Origin of the sequence: Mixta tenebrionis, assembly GCF_006517625.1 — a bacterium.
Classification (GTDB): Bacteria; Pseudomonadota; Gammaproteobacteria; order Enterobacterales; family Enterobacteriaceae; genus Mixta; species Mixta tenebrionis.
Genome location: NZ_VHQI01000001.1, coordinates 447,459 through 467,003, shown reverse-complemented (window position 1 = coordinate 467,003; position 19,545 = coordinate 447,459). Strand labels below are relative to the sequence as shown.

Annotated in this window: 21 protein-coding genes; 9 read left to right on the top strand and 12 right to left on the bottom strand. The window is 55.7% G+C overall.

Translation table 11 applies throughout. The features are described 5' to 3' along the window. The first annotated feature begins 7 nt into the window (after window positions 1–7). The 4 genes from pqiA to rmf all read left to right on the top strand — a co-directional run bounded on the left by pqiA (window position 8) and on the right by rmf (window position 3,932). The gene (pqiA, locus tag FKM52_RS02175) at window positions 8–1,276 is read left to right on the top strand and encodes a membrane integrity-associated transporter subunit PqiA (RefSeq protein ID WP_141174545.1); all 1,269 of its coding nucleotides are present in this window, start codon (window positions 8–10) and stop codon (window positions 1,274–1,276) included. Continuing rightward, window positions 1,263–2,906, top strand: a complete 1,644-nt coding sequence (gene pqiB, locus FKM52_RS02170) for an intermembrane transport protein PqiB (protein ID WP_141174544.1) — start codon at window positions 1,263–1,265, stop codon at window positions 2,904–2,906. The genes pqiA and pqiB overlap by 14 nt, the downstream gene beginning before the upstream one ends. Next, window positions 2,903–3,484: a membrane integrity-associated transporter subunit PqiC gene (gene pqiC, locus FKM52_RS02165; protein WP_141174543.1), complete on the top strand. Its 582-nt coding sequence runs from the start codon at window positions 2,903–2,905 to the stop codon at window positions 3,482–3,484. The genes pqiB and pqiC overlap by 4 nt, the downstream gene beginning before the upstream one ends. Before the next feature lie 265 nt (window positions 3,485–3,749). Further along, the gene (gene rmf, locus FKM52_RS02160) at window positions 3,750–3,932 is read left to right on the top strand and encodes a ribosome modulation factor (protein ID WP_141174542.1); all 183 of its coding nucleotides are present in this window, start codon (window positions 3,750–3,752) and stop codon (window positions 3,930–3,932) included. A 57-nt stretch (window positions 3,933–3,989) separates the two neighbouring features. Here rmf and fabA read toward each other — a convergent pair whose 3' ends face one another. Next, on the bottom strand, window positions 3,990–4,508 hold the full coding sequence (gene fabA / locus FKM52_RS02155) for a bifunctional 3-hydroxydecanoyl-ACP dehydratase/trans-2-decenoyl-ACP isomerase (protein WP_141174541.1): 519 nt from the start codon (window positions 4,506–4,508) through the stop codon (window positions 3,990–3,992). 65 nt (window positions 4,509–4,573) lie between these two features. After that, window positions 4,574–6,322: an AAA family ATPase gene (locus tag FKM52_RS02150; RefSeq protein WP_181407879.1), complete on the bottom strand. Its 1,749-nt coding sequence runs from the start codon at window positions 6,320–6,322 to the stop codon at window positions 4,574–4,576. Window positions 6,323–6,507: 185 nt separating this feature from the next. On the opposite strand from FKM52_RS02150, the gene matP reads away from it, so the two are divergent. Beyond that, window positions 6,508–6,969, top strand: a complete 462-nt coding sequence (gene matP / locus FKM52_RS02145; protein ID WP_141174540.1) for a macrodomain Ter protein MatP — start codon at window positions 6,508–6,510, stop codon at window positions 6,967–6,969. Window positions 6,970–7,035: 66 nt separating this feature from the next. Here the strand turns inward: matP and ompA are convergent, their stop codons facing one another. Continuing rightward, entirely contained in the window at window positions 7,036–8,109 is a 1,074-nt protein-coding gene (gene ompA, locus FKM52_RS02140) for a porin OmpA (protein ID WP_141174539.1), read from the bottom strand. 350 nt (window positions 8,110–8,459) lie between these two features. Next, on the bottom strand, window positions 8,460–8,966 hold the full coding sequence (gene sulA / locus FKM52_RS02135) for an SOS-induced cell division inhibitor SulA (RefSeq protein ID WP_141174538.1): 507 nt from the start codon (window positions 8,964–8,966) through the stop codon (window positions 8,460–8,462). 210 nt (window positions 8,967–9,176) lie between these two features. On the opposite strand from sulA, the gene FKM52_RS02130 reads away from it, so the two are divergent. Then, window positions 9,177–9,794: a TfoX/Sxy family DNA transformation protein gene (locus FKM52_RS02130; RefSeq protein WP_141174537.1), complete on the top strand. Its 618-nt coding sequence runs from the start codon at window positions 9,177–9,179 to the stop codon at window positions 9,792–9,794. Here the strand turns inward: FKM52_RS02130 and yccS are convergent. Both yccS and FKM52_RS02120 read right to left on the bottom strand, forming a co-directional pair. After that, on the bottom strand, window positions 9,791–11,938 hold the full coding sequence (yccS, locus tag FKM52_RS02125) for a YccS family putative transporter (RefSeq protein WP_141174536.1): 2,148 nt from the start codon (window positions 11,936–11,938) through the stop codon (window positions 9,791–9,793). The genes FKM52_RS02130 and yccS overlap by 4 nt on opposite strands. Before the next feature lie 12 nt (window positions 11,939–11,950). Continuing rightward, complete coding sequence (locus FKM52_RS02120; protein WP_141174535.1) at window positions 11,951–12,397, bottom strand: YccF domain-containing protein; 447 nt, start codon at window positions 12,395–12,397, stop codon at window positions 11,951–11,953. A 135-nt stretch (window positions 12,398–12,532) separates the two neighbouring features. On the opposite strand from FKM52_RS02120, the gene helD reads away from it, so the two are divergent. After that, complete coding sequence (helD, locus tag FKM52_RS02115) at window positions 12,533–14,587, top strand: DNA helicase IV (protein WP_141174534.1); 2,055 nt, start codon at window positions 12,533–12,535, stop codon at window positions 14,585–14,587. Between the two features lie 5 nt (window positions 14,588–14,592). On the opposite strand, the gene FKM52_RS02110 is transcribed toward helD, so the two are convergent. Next, window positions 14,593–15,051, bottom strand: a complete 459-nt coding sequence (locus FKM52_RS02110; RefSeq protein WP_141174533.1) for a methylglyoxal synthase — start codon at window positions 15,049–15,051, stop codon at window positions 14,593–14,595. A 71-nt stretch (window positions 15,052–15,122) separates the two neighbouring features. Continuing rightward, the gene (locus FKM52_RS02105; protein ID WP_141174532.1) at window positions 15,123–15,773 is read right to left on the bottom strand and encodes a DUF2057 family protein; all 651 of its coding nucleotides are present in this window, start codon (window positions 15,771–15,773) and stop codon (window positions 15,123–15,125) included. A gap of 190 nt (window positions 15,774–15,963) precedes the next feature. Between FKM52_RS02105 and FKM52_RS02100 the strand changes: the two genes are divergently transcribed. Next, complete coding sequence (locus tag FKM52_RS02100) at window positions 15,964–16,380, top strand: CoA-binding protein (RefSeq protein ID WP_141174531.1); 417 nt, start codon at window positions 15,964–15,966, stop codon at window positions 16,378–16,380. Window positions 16,381–16,449: 69 nt separating this feature from the next. Here the strand turns inward: FKM52_RS02100 and hspQ are convergent, their stop codons facing one another. Beyond that, window positions 16,450–16,767 carry a heat shock protein HspQ gene (gene hspQ, locus FKM52_RS02095; protein WP_141174530.1) on the bottom strand — a complete coding sequence of 106 codons (318 nt, stop codon included), beginning with the start codon at window positions 16,765–16,767 and terminating at the stop codon, window positions 16,450–16,452. Window positions 16,768–16,830: 63 nt separating this feature from the next. Beyond that, on the bottom strand, window positions 16,831–18,021 hold the full coding sequence (gene rlmI / locus FKM52_RS02090) for a 23S rRNA (cytosine(1962)-C(5))-methyltransferase RlmI (protein WP_141174529.1): 1,191 nt from the start codon (window positions 18,019–18,021) through the stop codon (window positions 16,831–16,833). Between the two features lie 89 nt (window positions 18,022–18,110). Here rlmI and yccX point away from each other — a divergent pair, with 89 nt between their 5' ends. Then, the gene (gene yccX / locus FKM52_RS02085; RefSeq protein ID WP_141174528.1) at window positions 18,111–18,389 is read left to right on the top strand and encodes an acylphosphatase; all 279 of its coding nucleotides are present in this window, start codon (window positions 18,111–18,113) and stop codon (window positions 18,387–18,389) included. 32 nt (window positions 18,390–18,421) lie between these two features. On the opposite strand, the gene FKM52_RS02080 is transcribed toward yccX, so the two are convergent. Beyond that, on the bottom strand, window positions 18,422–18,748 hold the full coding sequence (locus tag FKM52_RS02080; protein ID WP_141174527.1) for a TusE/DsrC/DsvC family sulfur relay protein: 327 nt from the start codon (window positions 18,746–18,748) through the stop codon (window positions 18,422–18,424). Window positions 18,749–18,852: 104 nt separating this feature from the next. Beyond that, window positions 18,853–19,515 carry an FtsH protease modulator YccA gene (gene yccA, locus FKM52_RS02075; protein ID WP_141174526.1) on the bottom strand — a complete coding sequence of 221 codons (663 nt, stop codon included), beginning with the start codon at window positions 19,513–19,515 and terminating at the stop codon, window positions 18,853–18,855. Window positions 19,516–19,545 lie beyond the last annotated feature (30 nt).

The window sequence follows — 19,545 nt, the reverse complement described above, 5'->3', positions numbered from 1 at the left end:
GTAGGCTATGTGTTCCTCCGAACACTCAGAAGAGTGGATGCTTTGCCCGCAGTGCGACCTGATGACGCGGCTGCCGCCGATTGCTATCGGGCAAAAGGCGAGCTGTCCACGCTGCCACGCCGCCCTGATCGTTAACTGGAGCGAGCCGCGCAGGCGGCCCTCCGGCTATGCGCTGGCCGCGCTGTTTATGCTGCTGCTGGCCAACCTGTTTCCCTTTGTCAGTATGCAGGTCTCCGGGCTGGGCAGCGAAATCACTCTGATGGAGATCCCACAGGTGATGGTTTCGGAAGATTACGCCAGCCTCGCTACGCTGTTTATGCTGTTCGTGCAGGCGGTGCCCGCTTTTTGCATGGTAACGCTGCTGCTGCTGGTTAATCCGCTGCCGTTGCCGCAGCCGCTGCGTATTGGCCTGGCGCGTATTCTGTTTAAGCTGAAAAGCTGGGGGATGGCGGAAATTTTCCTTGCTGGCGTGCTGGTTAGCTTCGTTAAGCTGATGGCCTACGGCGATATCGGCATCGGCAGCAGTTTTCTGCCCTGGTGCCTGTTTTGCCTGCTGCAGCTGCGCGCCTTTCAGTGCGTCGATCGACGCTGGCTGTGGCGGGAAATCGCTCCGCAGCCGCCGCTGCCGTTCAGGCCGCAGGCCGGCATCAGCGGCCTGAAGCAGGGGCTGCGATCCTGTCCATGTTGTACTGCGGTGCTGCCCGCCGAGCGTTCTCTCTGTCCGCGCTGTGCGACGATAGCGCACGCGCGTCGTCGGCACAGCCTGCAGTGGACGCTGGCGCTGCTGTTTACCTCGGTTATTATCTATATTCCCGCCAATATCCTGCCGATTATGGTAACCGAGGCGCTGGGCGACAGAATGGGCTCCAATATCATGGCCGGAGTTATCCTGCTGTGGAGCGACGGCTCTTATCCGGTGGCGCTGGTAATCTTTATCGCCAGTATTATGGTGCCATCGCTGAAAATGTTGGCTATCGGCTGGCTGTGCTGGGATGCCAACGGGCATGGCAGGCGCGACAGCGAAAAGATGCATCTGATTTATGAAGTGGTGGAATTTGTCGGCCGCTGGTCGATGATCGATGTTTTTGTTATTGCCGTACTCTCCGCCCTGGTACGTATTGGGCAGTTAATGAATATTTATCCCGCGCCGGGTGCGATACTCTTCGCGGCAGTGGTGATCCTGACAATGTTTGCCGCCATGACGTTTGATCCCCGTCTCACCTGGGATCGTGAACCAGAGAATAGTATGAAGGAGCCGAGTCTTGACGGAAAATAATCACGGCGTTGCCAAAGTGGATCAAATTAAACGCTGGTCGCCGGTATGGATAGTGCCGGTGGTTACCGTTCTGATTGGCGCCTGGATCCTGTTTTACCATTTCAGCCATCAGGGGCCGGAGGTGACGCTGATTACCACCAACGCCGAAGGCATTGAAGGTGGCAAGACGGCGATTAAAAGCCGCAGCGTGGACGTGGGCGTGGTGGAAAGCGCCGTACTGACCGACGATCTGCATCATGTGGAGATTAAAGCCCGGCTCAATGCGGGAATGGAAAAGCTGCTGCATGAGGACAGCGTCTTCTGGGTCGTGAAACCGCAGGTGGGACGCGAAGGCATAACCGGTCTTGGCACGCTGCTCTCCGGCGCCTACATTGAACTGCAGCCGGGCAGTAAGGGCAGCAAGCCGGATCGCTATAAATTGCTCGATGCGCCGCCGCTGGCGCCGCCTGACGCAAAAGGCATCCGTATCGTGCTGGACAGTACCAAAGCGGGCCAGCTTAATCCGGGCGATCCGGTGCTGTTCCGCGGCTATCGCGTCGGATCGGTAGAAACCAGCAGTTTTGATGCCGACAAACGCGCTATGCAGTATCAGCTTTTTGTCGCCGCGCCTTACGATCGGCTGGTCACTTCTAACGTGCGTTTCTGGAAAGACAGCGGCATTGCGGTAGAAATGTCCGCATCCGGCATGCGCGTCGAAATGGGATCGCTGACCACGCTGTTTAGCGGCGGCGTCAGTTTTGACGTGCCCAACGGCTGGGAGCTGGGCGTACCTGCGGAAAATAAGGCGGAATATCACCTGTACGACGATCAGCGCAGCATTCAGGATTCGCTCTACACCAACCATCTCGATTTCCTGATGTTCTTTAACGATTCGATTCGCGGCCTGCAGCCGGGCGCGCCGGTAGAGTTCCGCGGCATTCGCCTTGGCACCGTCGCGCAGGCGCCTTACACCGTGCCGGGCTGGAATCAGTCGCTGAATAATGATTACCGTATTCCGGTACTGGTGCGTATCGAACCCGATCGTTTTATTAACCGTCTGGGCAGCGATTTCAATATTGAGCAGCACCTGCAGGATGGTAAAAAGCGTGGCCTGCGCGCCTCGCTGAAAACCGGCAACCTGCTTTCCGGTTCGCTGTATATCGATCTCGATTTTTACGATAACGCCCCGCAGTATAAAGGGCCGGATAAGGTTGCCGGGCTGGAGATTATTCCTACCGTTACCGGCGGGTTAAGTCAGATTCAGCAGAAGCTGATGGATGCGCTCGACAAAATTAACAAGCTGCCGCTGAATCCGATGATCAACCAGGCTACCGGTACGCTGAAAGAGAGCCAGCGCACGCTGCAGGAGCTGCAGAAGACGCTGGATAACGTGAATAAGCTTACCGCCAGCCCGTCAATGCAGCAGCTGCCGCAGGATATGCAGCAGACGCTGCGCGAGCTGAACCGCAGCATGAAAGGGCTACAGCCGGGATCGCCGGCCTACAACAAGCTGGTGGGCGATATGCAGCGGCTCGATCAGGTTCTGCGCGAGCTACAGCCGGTACTGAAAACGCTTAATCAGAAGAGCAACGCGCTGGTATTTGAAGCCAAGCCAGGCGAAGACCCGCAGCCGAAGAGGGCGAAACAATGATGAAATGGATGCCGCTGGCGATGGCGCTGGCGTTAAGCGCCTGTAGCAGTACCACGCAAACCACGCTTTACCAGCTGCCGGCGGCGGCGCCGACAACGACGCCGGGCGGCCAAAGCACGCTACTGGCGGATGCCGCGCCGCCGATATGGGTGGAGCGCGTATCGGTGCCCGATTACCTGGCGGGCAACGGCGTGGTTTATCAAACCAGTGACGTAAAGTACGTGATCGCGGCGAACAATTTGTGGGCCAGCCCGCTCGATCAGCAGCTGCAGCAGACGCTGGTAACTAACCTCAGCAATGCGCTGCCTGGCCGGCTGATTTCCGCCGCGCCGCTGGGCGAACGGCATGATACGCTGAATGTGAACGTGACCGGCTTTCATGGCCGCTATGACGGGCAAGTGGTTATCAGCGGCAGCTGGACGCTGGAGCACGGCGGAAGGATTACCCGTCAACCATTTAATCTGACGCTGCCGCAGCAGGAAGATGGCTATGACGCGCTGGTAAGAACCCTGGCGCAGGGCTGGCAGCAGGAAGCGCAAAAGATGGCTACTGCTTTTTCTGCTCTACAACAGAATTAATTATTCTGTCCCTGATTCCGATCTGCCGGCGCCGCTCAGCGCGCCCGGATCGGAATTTTTTCATTTCACAATCAAAAAGTTGCCCCTCAGACAGTCAAATCCGCCAGGAAAACCTCTAAAAATAGCTTATTCGTATGACAATGGCGTGAATTTTGCGCATTGACCTTTGCCGCCGATAGAGGTAGAACAGAAATGTGGTTGCGCATTTTGTGACCATTGTTTTCTTTCCACCAGTTCCACCATACCTGAATGAGGGAAATGAGGCATGAAGAGACAGAAACGAGACCGCCTGGAACGGGCACATTCACGAGGTTATCAGGCTGGCATCAACGGGCGCTCAAAAGAAATGTGTCCTTATCAAATGATAGAGGCTCGGTCTCACTGGTTGGGAGGTTGGCGAAAAGCCATGGAGGACAGGGCGGTTAGCGTCAGTACGGCGCTGGCCTGACGGCCTGTTCAGAAAAAGGATAACCTCCGCTGCAAGCGGAGGTTTTTGTTAAGGCGTTTAGAACGCGGTGGTGTCTTTAAACAGACCCACTTTCAAATCGCTGGCGGTGTAGATAACGTTTCCGTCAACCAGCACTTCGCCATCCGCGACGCCCATTACCAGCTTACGGTTAATGACGCGTTTAAAATGGATACGGTAGGTGACCTTCTTAGCAGTCGGCAGCACCTGGCCGGTAAATTTCACTTCGCCAACGCCCAGCGCACGGCCTTTGCCTTCCGCGCCCAGCCAGCCCAGGTAAAAACCGACCAGCTGCCACATGGCGTCAAGACCCAGACAGCCCGGCATTACCGGATCGCCAATAAAGTGGCAGGAGAAAAACCATAGATCGGGATTGATATCCAGCTCGGCTTCAACATATCCCTTACCAAAATTACCGCCTTCTTCGCTCATTTTGACCACGCGGTCCATCATCAGCATATTGCCTGACGGCAGCGGCGGACCTTCAGCGCCAAAAAGCTCTCCGCGTCCAGAGGCAATCAGATCTTCTTTTGTATAGGAGTCGCGTTTTTCAACCATGTTCAATAAGCCTTGTTTAGTGAATCACGAAGTTTAGCTAACAGGTGTAAGCTGAACAACTCCGATCAGCTGTGGTTAAACCAGTTTAGCCAACGCAGCGGCCAGGGGCGCTGGCGCGCGTGCTGTTGATTAAATTCTGTGATGCGTTCCTGAATCGACTGCAGTAAACATGGCGCGTTATCCTGCTTCCAGGCGATGCCGGTCAGCAGCGGCAGCGCCTCGTCAACTTCGTTGACCGCCCACAGATGAAACTGTCCGTCACGTACCGCGTCCACCACTGCCTGCTGCAGGCAGAGATGACGTACGTTTGCCGCCGGGATAATCACGCCCTGCTGGCCGGTCAGGCCGCGTTGCTGACAGACTTCAAAGAAGCCTTCAATTTTTTCATTCAGCCCGCCAACCGGCTGAACATGACCAAACTGGTCGACCGAACCGGTGACGGCGATCTGCTGATTAATCGGCTGTTCGGCCAGCGCGCTGACCAGAGCGCACAGCTCGGCGAGCGAGGCGCTGTCGCCGTCAACCTCGGAGTAAGATTGCTCAAATACCAGCGAGGCGGAGAAGGGGAGCTGCTGATCGAGCTCCAGCTCGGCAATCAGAAAAGCCTGCATAATCATCATGCCCTTGGCATGAATATTGCCGCCCAGCTCGGCTTTACGTTCAACGTCGGTGAACTCGCCGTCGCCCACATGGACCACGCAGCTAATGCGCGACGGCTCGCCGAAGGCGCGCGGGTGGCCAGGAAACTCCACCACTGACAGCCCGTTAATTTGGCCAGCGACGGCGCCTTCGGTTTCAATCAGGATCTGATCAAGCAGGATCTCATCGCGCATCTGCTCCGGCAGATAATTTTCCCGCCAGCTGCGCGCGTCCAGCGCGGTTTGTAACGCCTCCGCATCCAGCCTCTCGCCATACCCGGCGGCTTCGCGCAGCTGGCGCCCGATCCAGGCTGGGCACAGCGGCAGGATCTGCTGATCGCCGCTGTAGCGTACCGCCTCCTGCAGCAGCAGAGGCCAGAAGTCGGGCATTATCGCCGGCAGGCCGGCCTGGCGTGACAGCGCCGTAATCCAGCGGCACCACAGGGCCATATCCTCCGGCTCTTCCAGGCGCAGGCTTTCTTCATATTCGCTGTAAATAGCCAGTGAAGCGAGTTCAGGCTCCATCTCCTGAAAATCCGCCATCGCATCGCGATCGCCGCACAGCACCAGCTTCAGCTGCATCGGCATTGAGGGAATGGCGACCGGCAGCGGGCGCGACTCATCCGGCGACAGCCAGTCAAAACGTCGTTGCTGCACGATCTGTTTCAGACGCAGCCACATCAGCGGCTGCGCCAGCAGCGTGCGCAGGGAGAGCAGCAGCGTACCGCCGTTAGCGCGATGAATCAGGCCCGGTTCCAGCGTAATGCGTTGCGCAAAGATACGTACGCAGCCAAAAAGCTGTTCAGGTTCGATCCAGTCGGCGCACTGCGTATCGCCGCGGCTGGCAAATGCTTCCTCTGCCGTCTGCGCCGGTTGCCAGCTAATCTGTTCTTCATTAATCAGATAGTTACCGCCGTAAAGCCCCTTCTTCTTCGCGCCGTTATGCTGTAATGTTTGCGCCAGTAATGACAGCGTCTCGCTGTTTTCCGCACAGCGAATCAGCAGCAGTGGAAAAGGAGCGCGGCTGCGCTGCAGCAACTGGGCGGCATCAAACAGGCGAGGCTGAATATCCGGCAGAATATCGGTGCCGTTATCGCTAAAGTCGCGGGAGAAAATAGGCTGGAAACTATCGGCATCAGGCTGTAACGCCTGCCATGCAAGTCGGTTGCTGGTCAAAGTGATCGTATTTGTCTTGTATTAATGAAAAGCGCGATTATACAGCTTTTCAGGCTGTTAAGCACGGCAGAGATCGAGCCGCTATTGAGAAAGCGCATGGCGCATGCTCCGCTGCGCCTTTCTCTGCCGCAAGAGATAAAAAAGCTGTTATTCTTAGTTTGTTACCTGCTCATGATGAGATTCCGATGAAATATCAGCAGCTGGAAAACCTTGAAAGCGGATGGAAATGGAAGTACCTGGTGAAAAAACATCGGGAAGGGGAGCCGATCACCCGATACGTTGAAATCAGCGCCGCGCAGGAGGCCGTGAAGGCTTTACTGGCGATGGAGAACCATCCGACGGATGTGGTGAAATGGATCGGGCAACATATCAATCCGGCGCTGGAAAACCGCATGAAGCAGACGATTCGCGCGCGGCGAAAGCGTCATTTTAATGCTGAACATCAGCATACCCGTAAGAAATCCATCGATCTGGAATATCTGGTGTGGCAAAGGCTGGCGGGGCTGGCGCATCGTCGCGGCAGCACTCTCTCCGAGACTATCGTACAGCTTATTGAGGATGCCGAGCGGAAAGAGAAATATGCCAGCCAGATGTCGACGCTACGTCAGGATCTACAGGCCATTCTCGGTAAAGACGATATAAAGTAGAGCGTTAGCTACGACGCAGCTATAAAAAAACCCCGCCTGAGCGGGGTTTTTCGTAACGACTATTACTTAAGCCTGCGGCTGAGTAACAACGTCTTTCATACCTTTAACTTCGATTTCTACGCGACGGTCCGGCGCCAGGCATTCGATCTGGGCGTTACGGCCTTTCACGCTGTCACAGGTGTTGCCAGTAACCGGGTTAGATTCACCCATGCCACGTGCAGAGATCTTGTTAGCCGGGATACCTTTAGATACCAGGTAATCAACAACGGACTGAGCGCGTTTCTCAGACAGTTTCTGGTTGTACTGGTCAGAACCGATACGGTCAGTGTAGCCCAGAACGATAACAGAACCATCTTTCGGATCCATGGAGCTCAGCTGAGAGTACAGCTGATCCAGCGCCTGCTGACCTTCAGCTTTCAGCGTGGACTTGTTGAAGTTGAACAGCACGTCAGATTTCAGCGTGAAGTGCTTGGTTTCAACAACCGGAGCCGGAGCCGGAGTCGGGGCCGGCATCGGAGCTACTGCATCATCCTGACCGAAGCGGTAGGAAAGGCCCAGGCTCAGCATGCCGTTATCAGGACGCGTACCAACGGTACCTGCATCGCCGATGTTGTTAACCCACTGGTAGTCCAGACGGGTAGCCCAGTTTTTGGTCAGCGCATATTCAACACCAACGGCGGCCAGCGGAGAAACGCCGGTATCGTGGTCTTTACGGCTGATGTTAGTACCAACAACGTGCTGAGTAGAGTCAGCGCGCCATACCATACCACCCAGGCGGGTATAGATATCCAGGTCATCCATAATCGGGTAGCTCAGTTTAGCTGCCAGCTGGATGCCTTGTGCTTTGAAAGCGCCGTTTACTACGTCGCCTTTGTACGGCATACGGCCGAGCCAGTCATAACCCAGCTCGAAGCCAAGATAAGGATTAGCCTGATAACCAACGAATGCACCAGCGCCCAGCTGGCTTTCGTGAGTCGGGCCATCGTTATTTACGTAGTTGTTACCGTAGTAACCAGTATCGTGATACTGAGACCAGCCCAGTTTAGCACCGGTGTACCAGGTGTCATCTTTCGGAGCGGCCTGCGCTACGGTAGCGAAGCCAGCCAGTGCCACTGCAATTGCGATAGCTGTCTTTTTCATTTTTTGCGCCTCGTTATCATCCAAATAGGCAAGGAGCTTAAAGTAAGCTCTTGGTTGTAATCCTTCGCCGGGTCCTTTTGCTCGATTATTACTCTACCGGAAAACGGAGGTTATTGAGCACCCTGGCGAGATAAAGTCTACAACGTGGCGAGAAACTTACAAGTAAGTTGTGAGGCAGGTGCGCAAAAAAAGACTGTTCCGTACACAATTTTTAACATCTGTCCTGATTTTTAGCGCCAAAAAAAGTATAAGTCAGTATGGCGAAACTCAGGCGCAGCCGCGCCAGAGTAGAATCAGCGGGTTATCAGAAGAATGCCGCCGTTTTTAACTGAGATTTATCTTATATTTACTTAATGATACAAAGTTGAGTGAATTTTCAGCCGGTTTTTTTGTCCGTCAAGTAACGAACCGCCGGTTTGCGGACGCATAATCAGCCCCAAAGCCTGCCCAACCGAAGCTGCTTCTTCAAGCTGCCGCCGCTCATTTTCACTAATATCGTACGGAAACCATCCCAGCACAACGCTGTAATTGCCCGTCTGCAATGCTTTTATCATCGCTGCGACCGTCCCTGCCTTCGGCTGGTTGGCGATCTGCATCATTTTATTCAGCGGTAGCCCGGAAGCTTTCAGCCAGCTGCGGCTGATCTTTTGCGGCGGAGTAAGCCACAGCTGCCAGCGTGACTGAGCGCCCAGCTGCTGAAGCAGCGGCAGTAGCAGCAGCTGCGTCAGTCCCGGCTGCGCTTCACTGTAACTTAATTCGCTAATCCAGCCGTGAGCCAGCGTCGGCGATAAAGAAGCATCAGAGTGGCCTGGCAGGGCCGCGCGAGCAAAAGAGGACTTCAGTAAGTGGGTACGCATGATTATCAGCTCATGTGGTTACTGTATGGATATACAGTAATGCGATAAAGAGCTAAGATCAACCTCATTTTTTGAAAACGTCTCGCAATTTTACTACGTAAATTACTGCAAGTTAATTTAGTAATTGAATCGTTAACCAGAATTGCCTATGTTTTTAGATGAAGTAAAACAGGGAGTTAGTCCTAAATCGTTAAGGAACTGGAGCAGCATATGGATACACAACAGCGCATTGCTCAATCAAAAGCACAGCTGGCCGCATTAGGCAATATTACTGTTCGCTCGCAGTTTGGCGGCTATAGCCTGGCGGTAGAAAAGGTTGTGTTTGCCTTAATCACTAATGGGGAACTTTATCTGCGCGGCAGCGAAACGTTAAATAGCTATCTCAGCAAACAGTGTTTACCGCCGCTGGTTATCAATAAAAAAGGCCTGCCGGTTATCCTGCATTATTATCGTATCAACGAGGAGCTGTGGGCCGATAGATCGCTGCTGATCAAACTGTCAAAGTCGGCGCTGGCGTTGGCCCGGCAGCAAAAAAACGCCCGCCGGCATACTATGCGCGTTAAGGATCTGCCCAATATGGGCGTTCGCATGGAGACGCTGCTGCGGGAGATCGGCATCAACAGCGTGCATGCCCTGCGTGAGGCGGGCGCGAAGGATTGCTGGCTGCGGTTAAGAGCGCGCAATCAACACCTGGGGCTGAACTGCCTGCTGGCTCTGCAGGGCGCCATTTCCGGTCATCATCAGGCGGCGCTGCCCGCAGAGGTAAAAGAAGAGCTGCGCCACTGGTTTTACTACACGGTGAACGCCGGTAAAGGACGGCACCGCTAAGCGGCAGAAGGCAACGCAAGCTGCTTTTTCAAATGGGCGATTTCCGGAAGCAGGGCGATCAACAGGCCGATCTGTTGTAGCACCAGCTGTCCCTGAGAATCCGCTTCATTGTTTAAGTGGCTGATACGGGCAGATAGCATGTTCATCATCTGCTGCGTTTGCTGTTCGCTAACGATGTTGACCTGCAAAACATCGTTCACATAGCAGACCGCGTCGTCTAACAGCGTCAGCAGTTCCGGCTGCGTTATCTTTTCCCGGTGGGCGCCCAGCGCGGATATATAGCTTAAAAAAGAATGATTGAGACAAAGTAAGCGAAAGGCTGCTTCGCGCTGCAGCGGATCGGGGCGCATTTCCGTCGACAGGTTAGAAACAACGGATGCCAGCTCCGCGTCGCCGTTGTGCGCATCGCGTCGCGCAATGCGATAGGCCAGGCGGTTGTCTTTCCCCTGATGATACTGTTCAAGGATTGCGTCCAGATAACGGCAGTTAGCCGTCAGGGTTTTTTCCGCCACGGCGGGTAAACGACGGAAACGCCAGTCCGGCCAGATATAGCTGACGGCAAGCCAGGCGATGCCGCAGCCGAGCAGGGTATCGACGATACGTGGTACGGCAACCACGAAACCTTCACCCAGCAGGTTGAAGCAGAGCAGCACCAGCAGCGTAATAAACATCGTGGCATGCGCATACTGCACCTGACGAAAGGCGAAGAACAGCACGCCGGAGAGGACGATCAGCAGCAGCTGGCCATCGATGGATGGCACCAGCCACAGCACCGGCAGTCCAATGGCGATACCCGCCAGCGTGCCGATAATACGCAGCGCCAGGCGCCGCCGCGTAGCGTTATAGCCGGGCTGGCAGACAAACAGGCTGGTTAGCATAATCCAGTAGCCGCGCTGCAGGCCGGTAAGCTGAATAAAGGCGTAGCCGACGCAAAGTACCAGCGACATGCGCACCGCATGGCGAAACAGCGGTGATTCCGGCGTCAGATGCCGGCTGAATCGCAGACGGATATCGCTCCAGCCGGTCAGTCCTTCGCTGGACAAATGGGTATCGCTGCCGCTATGGCGCGCCTGTTCCAGCGCCTGCTCCGATTCAATCGTCGCCAGCTGCGCATCGATCGCCTTCAGGTTTCTCAGCAGATAATGCAGCGCTTTTTGTCGCGCTTTATCTTCCGGCGTGTCGGGCAGACGTTCCAGCGCGGCCTGCAAATGACCAAAGGCGCGCTCAAAGCGGGAATCGTGCTGGTAGCTCTGACGCAGTAAAATCGCATGCGAAAGCTGGCGGCACGCCTGCGCCTGCATCGTCAGCAAACGTTCAAAGCGGAACAGAATTTCACTGTAGCGCCACTGCTGGCGCAGCGCATGGTATTGCACGTGGGAAGAGCTGGCGCGCTCGTGAATATCCTGCGCGACAAAATAGTAGTGCAGCGTGCGCCGCGTGCCGCGCTGTCCGCGATCGCCGCGCAGTCGGCTTTGTATCGAGGTTTTTGTCTCATTAAGTACGGCAACCAGCTTACCGTTGGCCATCGCCACATCGACTAAACCGCGATCGTCGTTTTCTTCAACGTCAGGATCGAACAGGTGGGCTTTGGCTTCCAGATAGTGCGCCAGCAGGCTATAGCTACGCGCCAGATTTTCCTGCAACGGGCGGATAGGAAAGAGTAAATGTCCTACCAGCGTAAGCAGGTTATACCAGATCGCGCCAAGCAGCAGCAGCACCGGCTGGAGATACCATTGTGAAAACAGGCTGACGCCCAGCATGGTATAAATGGCGATCAGCAGTGCGCCAAACGCGATGGTGGCGTAGCGCTGCCCAAGCGCGCCCAGCAGAATAAAGCCCCAGGCGGAAAAGGCCAGCCCGATAATAAACAGCCACGGCCAGGGAAACAGCAGTTCGACCGAGACGGAGGCGATACAAAAGCAGAGCAGAGTAATCAACAGGTTGCGTAGCCGTCCGGTAAAACGATCGTCAAGATCGGCCAACGCGGCGGCTACCACGCCCAGCGTCAGCGGCAGCGTCCAGATGATTTGATCGATCCACCAGGGAAAGGCGGCGGCGCCCGCCAGCGCCAGAAAAATTCGGGTCAGGTAGAGCCCGCTGCTGTTGGCAATATAGCGACGCAGCCCGGCTGTTAGCGCGATCATGGTTTACCCGCCTTACTGATAGCGGCGACGCGCATTGGCCTCGCGCGCGGCTCGTGCTTCCTCAGTGGAGACAACGCGGCGGCCGACCGGCCATAGCGCGATAGCCGCCAGCTTAAAGTTAGCGATGCCAACCGGAATGCCAATAATCGAGATGCACTGCGTAATGCCGACCATAATATGGGAAAGGCAGAGCCACCAGCCGAAGAAAATGAACCATAAAATATTCAGCAGCGTACCGCCGGTATTCATCAGCACATTACTTTGCTCCGGGCGCAGTTCATTGACGTGCACGGCTTCATTGCCGTAAGGAAACAGTGAAAGCCGGGTGATTTCCCAGCAGGAACGCGTCAGCGGCAGCGTAAAGATAAGGATAATGCTGACCAGCGTCGCCAGTAACCAGCTTAACGTGGTAAAGAAGCCACCCAACACAAAATTAAGGATATTCAAAACGGTACGCATTACAGGCTTCCTTCAGAAAACAGTATTTATCAGAGATAGCAGCGTTTGATTGTAACCTGTTTTATTGGTGGAGCGGTAAACTACAGCCCGGTAGACTAGCCCTCAACAGAATCCGTATACCTTTGGTTATAACGCATGGAATTAAAAGCAACGTCCCTCGGCAAACATCTGGCGCAGCACCCCTATAACCGGGTGCGCCTGTTAAGCGCGGGGGTTGAGGTCAGCGGTGAAAAGCATGAATACCTCATTCCGTTTAACCAGCTGCTGGCGATCGAATGTAAACGCGGTCTGATCTGGGGCGAGCTGGAGTTTACCCTGCCGGATAATAAGGTAGTAAGGCTGCACGGAACGGAATGGCAGGAAACGCAACGTTTTTACCATTACCTGACGCAGGCGTGGCAGCAGTGGAGCGTCGAAATGAGCGCGATTGCCGCTCAGGTATTGCAGCAGCTGGTTGATGATCTGCAGCAAACGCAGAAGGAGGATCGCTGGCTGAAGCGAAGCGAGCTGGCGGAGCGGCAGGCGCAGATTAAAGAGTCGTTCAGCGCGCTGCCGCTGCCTGCTGTACGGCTTGACGAATTTGAAAACTGTCGCGCCCTTTATCATCAGTGTCTGCACTGGCTGCAACAGGGTGAAGCTACGCTGGCAAGCCATAACCAGGCCTGGACCGGACGTATGCTGCAGCAATATGCGGATTTTTTCTCAACGATAGAGACGTCGCCGCTGAACGATTCGCAGGCGCGTGCCGTAGTGAATGGTGAAGAGACGCTTCTGGTACTGGCCGGGGCCGGCAGCGGTAAAACTTCGGTGCTGGTGGCGCGCGCGGGCTGGCTGCTGCTGCGGCGGCAGGCTCAGCCACAGCAGATACTGCTGCTGGCGTTTGGACGGCAGGCGGCGCAGGAGATGAACGAGCGCATTAAGACGCGCCTGCACAGCGACGCGGTTGAAGCGCGCACTTTTCACGCGCTGGCGCTGCATATTATCCATGAGGGAAGCAATAAGAAGCCGGTTATTTCCCGTCTGGAAACCGACAGCGCAGCACGACGCCAGCTGCTAATTGCAGCCTGGCGCCAGCAGTGCGCCGAGAAAAAAGCGCACGCCAGCGGCTGGCGTCAATGGCTAACGGATGAGCTGTCATGGACGGTGCCGGAGGGCGATTTCTGGCAGGATGAAAGCCTGACGCAGCGCCTGGCTAGCCGGCTGGAGCAGTGGCTGGGGCTGATGCGGTTACATGGCGGCGCCCAGGCCGCGATGATAGCCGATGCGCCTGAGGCCGTACGCGATCGTTTTGCCAAACGCATTAAGCTGATGGCGCCGTTAATGAAGGCGTGGAAAAACGCGCTGAAGGAAGAGGGTGCGGTCGACTTCTCCGGCCTGATACATCAGGCGGTAAATCTGCTGGAGAAGGGACGTTTTATCAGCCCCTGGAAACATATTCTTGTCGATGAGTTTCAGGATATATCGCCGCAGCGGGCGGCGTTATTGCGTGCGTTACGTCAGCAGAATCGTCAGACCAGTCTGTTTGCCGTCGGCGATGACTGGCAGGCTATTTACCGCTTCAGCGGCGCGGAAATGAGTTTAACCAGCCGGTTTCATCACCATTTTGGCAGCGGCGACAGCTGCGTGCTGGATACCACCTATCGCTTTAACGATCGCATTGGTGAGGTTGCCAGTCGTTTTATTCGGGAAAATCCGCATCAGCTGGCTAAGCCGCTGCATTGCCTGAACAAAGGCGGCAAGAAGGCGATTTCGCTGTTGCCTGAGGAGCGCCTGGAAGAGCTGTTGAATAAAATTAGCGGCTACGCGCGTCCTGAAGAGCGGGTGCTGCTGCTGGCGCGCTATTACCATCTGCAACCGGGCCTGCTGGCAAAAGCCAAAACGCGCTGGCCGAAACTTAACCTTGAATTTATGACGATACATGCCAGCAAGGGCCAGCAGGCGGATTACGTCATTGTTCTTGGACTGCATGAGGGCAGCGATGGTTTTCCGGCAGCGCAGCGCGAAACGGTTATTGAAGAAGGACTATTGCCTGAAGCTGAAGTTTTTCCTGACGCCGAAGAGCGGCGGCTGGCCTATGTAGCGTTGACGCGCGCGAAACAGCAGGTATGGCTGCTGTATAACCGCCAGCAGCCATCCGTTTTTGTCGCTGATTTTAAACGCCTTGGCGTACCGCTGCTGCGCAAGCCGTAGCGGTATTATTTCAGGCGCGTTTGGAGATAGCGCTGATAATCGGGAATCTGAACCGGGACGGCCTGCGCGAACAGCGGCGAGTTAATAATAAAGTCGGCGGTAGAGCGGTTGGTGGCGGTGGGAATGTTCCATACCGTTGCCAGACGCAGCAGCGCCTTAACGTCAGGATCGTGCGGCACGGCGTTTAGCGGATCCCAGAAAAAGATTAACAGATCGATTTTTCCTTCGGCAATCAGCGCGCCAACCTGCTGATCGCCGCCCATGGGGCCGCTCAGCATGGCATTCACCTCAAGAGCGGTTGCGCGCTGAATCAAATTACCGGTGGTGCCGGTGGCATACAGCCTGTGTCCGGTTAACAGCGCCCGATGCTGGCTGACCCACTCCAGCAGTGAAGCTTTACAGTGATCGTGCGCTACCAGGGCGATGTTTTTGGCTGCAGCAAGGGTACGGGTGGTCTGCTCCATTCAGGCATCCTGTTGAGAAAGAAGTGAAAAAGGGAAACAGATTTGAGTTTACCCTTGCCGCACGGTAAACATCAACTTGCCCGTAGCGCCTTTACCCAGCTCAGCAGGCGTTGGCGGGTGGCGCTGTCAACCTGGTGAAACCATAGCTGCAGCAGACGGCCGGTAGGCGCGTCGGTGCTGACTACATCTGTCGGGAAGTTTTCCTGCCGTACGCTCAGCGGCGGCTGTTGGGCAAAACGCGGAACGGAGGCGATACGTCCGTTGCGGTTATAAATCATCAGCGCTTTTTCCAGATCGGTCTGTTGGCGATCGTGCAGCGGCAGCCGATCGCGACGGCTGGGCACCGTCTGGCCGTTTTCATCCACCACGATAAAGGCGCTGTTTTTATCAAACTGCCGACGATCGTGCAGATTTTCCAGCGGCGGCAGGCGGATAGAGATCGCTTTCGCTTTCGCCACAAAGGTAACGATCAGCGGATCGGAAATATAGCTGCGCTTGGCGCCGCTCTGGAAAGATCCAATGGGTTTTTCAACGCGAAACAGAAGTTGGTGTTCACTGTTATCCAGTTCCAGCCCTTCGGCGCCTTTAAGCAGCGAGCCTGAAATTTTACGTCCGTCCAGCACCAGTAAATCGATATCAGGATCGAGCTTGAGCGTAGTCGCGTAACAGGATGTTGCGAACAGCAACGCAAGCAAGCCTGAACAGATCAAACGCAGCTTCATTGTTTCTCCAAAAGGCGCACGGAATCTCCGGCAGTGAATGTATCAAATTCTTACATTATGGCAGCGTGTTAACATTTTAACATATTATTTTGTGCCCTGAATCGTTAAATGCTATCGGGAAAGCGGTTGTTTTATTCCGGCAGGATAAATGGCCTAGAATGGGGGGATTAATCATCCCAGGAGCAGCTTTATGAACGATCAATTGATTGCCGATGTACTGACCTCCACCCGCACTATCGCGCTGGTAGGCGCCAGCGAGCATCCGGGGCGCCCCAGCTATGAGGTTATGGCCTGGCTGCTACAGCAGGGCTACCATGTTATCCCAGTGAATCCCGGCCTGGCAGGCCAGATGCTGTTGGGACAAAAGGTCTATGCTGCGCTGGCCGATATTCCTGAGCCGGTAGATATGGTGGATGTGTTCCGTCGCCCGGAAGCGGCCTGGGGCGTGGCGCAGGAGGCGATTAGCATCGGCGCGAAAACGCTGTGGCTTCAGCAGGGCGTAATTAATGAGCAGGCGGCGGCGCTGGCGCGCGAAGCTGGTCTCAATGTGGTTATGGATCGCTGTCCGAAAATTGAGATTCCGCGCCTGGGGTTAAAGAAAAAGTAACCGGCGATTAAACAGGCCTGATGCGGATGACCATATCAGGCCTGTTTGCCGTGAACTGTGCGGGCGGTTTTAATGGCGAAGCCGGGGCGCCAGCAGCTGTTGGCGAATCGATGCGGCTAACTCGTCCAGCGACGGCTGCTCAGGATGTTCGCCCTGCGGCTCGCCTGCCAGCTGCGCTTCAGCCAGATAGGCATGTACCGGCTCGCCGTCATCATCTTCAGTGACCACGTGATACCAGGGCGCGGCAAGCAGCGCATCGCTGGTTTCAACATCCTCAACAGCGGGATCGTCGAGCGAATATTCGGGATCGACATCAACTACCACGCCCAGAAAGCCCAGCATCCTGTGACGCACCTGCTGGCCAATTCCAAATTTACTGGCAATCATCAATACCTCCTGACAAACGTTGCCTCTGTCAACCAATATGGGGGCAAAGGCATCGTTTTCAAGTTACAGCACGCGGCAGGCGACGCCTTTCAGATAAAGTCCTTCAGGATAGCTGGCGATAACCGGATGATCGGCAGCCTGTCGGAACTGCTCTATAAATTGTACATCACGCCGGGCGTCCAGGGCGGCGTCGGCGATAATCTTCTGAAATAAATCGGTCGGCATCAGGCCGGAGCAGGAAAAAGTCAGCAGCATCCCGCCGGGGTTAAGCAGCTGCATCGCCAGCATATTAATATCTTTATAGCCGCGGCAGGCGCCCGCCAGCTGATTTTTGTTTTCAACAAACTTTGGCGGATCCATAACGATCAGATCGAATTTTTCGCCGCCGTCACGATAGTTACGCAGCAGCTTAAATACGTCGTCGCGCAAAAACTGCGCTTTGCTGACGTCCAGACCATTCAGCTCAACGTTTTGCCGCGCCACGTCCAGCGCCGCCTGCGAAGTATCGACGCTGATCACCTCGCGACAGCCGCCAAGCAGGGCGGAAACCGCAAAGCCGCCGGTATAGGAGAAGCAGTTGAGCACGCGTTTATCCTGTGAGTAGCGGCGCGTGGCGAAACGGCTGTCGCGCTGGTCCAGGTAGTAACCGGTTTTGTGGCCGGTGCGGATATCCACCAGCAGCTTCATGCCATGTTCGCTAATCGGCAGCAGGTCGGGCGGCAGCTCGCCGCTTACCGGGCCCTGCGCCAGCTCCAGCCCCTCTTTTTTACGTACGCTGACGTCAGAGCGATCGTAAATGCTGCAGTCGGGATAGCACTGCTGCAGCGCTGAAATAATAGCGGGACGCTGATATTCAGCGCCGGCGGAAAGCAGCTGTAATACCAGGAACTGACCGAAACGGTCGATGGTAACGCCGGGCAGGCCGTCGGACTCTCCGGCTATCAGACGATAGCTGTCGAGACCGTCGCGCGCGGCCAGCCAGTCGCGCAGCTGCTGCGCGCTCTGCAGACGGCGCACAAAAAAGGCGATATCGATCGATTCCTCCTGCTGCCAGCTCCAGACGCGCGCGCGAATTTGCGAATCGGGTGAAAATGCGGCGCGGGCCAGCCATTTGCCCTGGCTGTCGCAAACGTCAACGGTTTCACCGCGTTGGGCTTTACCTTCCATACGGGCGACGGCGCCGGAAAAAATCCAGGGATGACGACGGAGCAGGGACTTTTCACGCCCCTTAGCGAGAATTAATCGAACGGTCATATTTTGCTATGCTTACCAACGGAAAATGAGGCGACATTGTCCGGTGGATGCCGGAAAAATGCAATCAACGTACAACAGGAGAAAAGGCGATGGCGCAGCGGTGTATAAAGGCCTGGGTTCATGGCCTGGTGCAGGGCGTAGGGTTCCGCTACAGTACGCAGGCGCAGGCGCGGCAGCTGGGTCTGACCGGCTATGCGCGCAATATGGATGATGGCAGCGTAGAGGTGCTGGCCTGCGGCGAAAGCGATCGGCTGGAACAGCTGCTGGCATGGTTGCAGGCGGGCGGGCCGCGCAGCGCGCGCGTCGATCGGGTATTAACCGAGCCGCATCAGCCAGCGGCGCTCCCGCAGCAATTTACTATCGGCTGAAGAAAAGGGCGGGTAGCGGCCCGCTTAAAGCCTTATAAACATTTTACCGGTTTGGGCAGCCCGGCGATTTTTGTCGCCTGCTTCGCCGGCCCGTCAGGGAAAAGACGAAACAGATAGCGGCTGTTGCCTTTCTCCGGGCCAAATTTTTGCGCCATTGCCTTAACCAGCATTCTCACCGCCGGCGAGGTATTAAACTCCATATAGAAGCCGCGTACGAAGTGCACCACTTCCCAGTGCGCCTCGCTCATTTCAATCGATTCTTCCGCGGCGATCAGCAATGCCAACTCTTCGCTCCAGTCTGCCGGGTTGAGCAGATAACCCTGCGCGTCGCGCGCAATATTCTGACCTTCAAACAACACGGTGTTGCCTCACTGAATAAACCAGCGTCTATCTTAGCAAAGTTAACGGCGGCAAAAAATAAAGCCCCGCAGAGCGGGGCCGGAGAATAACAGGCGTTACGCCCTTAATCGTTGCGTGAAGCGAAGCCCAGAATGCTGAGCAGGCTAACAAAGATGTTATACAGCGAAACGTACAGGCTGATAGTGGCGCGAATATAGTTGGTTTCACCGCCATGAATAATATTGCTGGTTTCCCACAGAATCGCGCCGGTAGAGAACAGAATAAACAGCGCGCTGATGGCCAGCTGCAGCGCCGGCAGATGCAGGAAGAGGTTAGCAATCACCGCCACCAGCAACACGACAAAGCCCGCCATCATCATCCCGCCGAGGAAAGACATATCCCGGCGCGTGGTCAGCACATAAGCGGAGCAACCGAAAAACACCAGCGCGGTGCCGCCAAGCGCCAGCGCGATAGCGTCGCCCATACCGGCCGACAGGAAAGCGTTAAGAATCGGCCCCAGGCTGTAGCCAAGGAAGCCGGTAAAGGCGAAGGCGGCCAGAATACCTGCCGGACTGTTAGCCAGACGATAGGTAAGAAACATCAGCCCATAAAATCCGACCAGCATCAGGATCAGGCCCGGCGCGGGCAGATTTAAGAGCGTGCTGGCGGTGGCGGTCACGGCGGAAAACGCCAGCGTCAGGCCCAGCAGAAAATAGGTATTACGCAAAACTTTGTGAGTGCTCAGCAGCGAACTACTGCTGCCTGAGCGGGAAATAATACGATCCATAATGCACCTCATACAGGGGTCACAATCCTG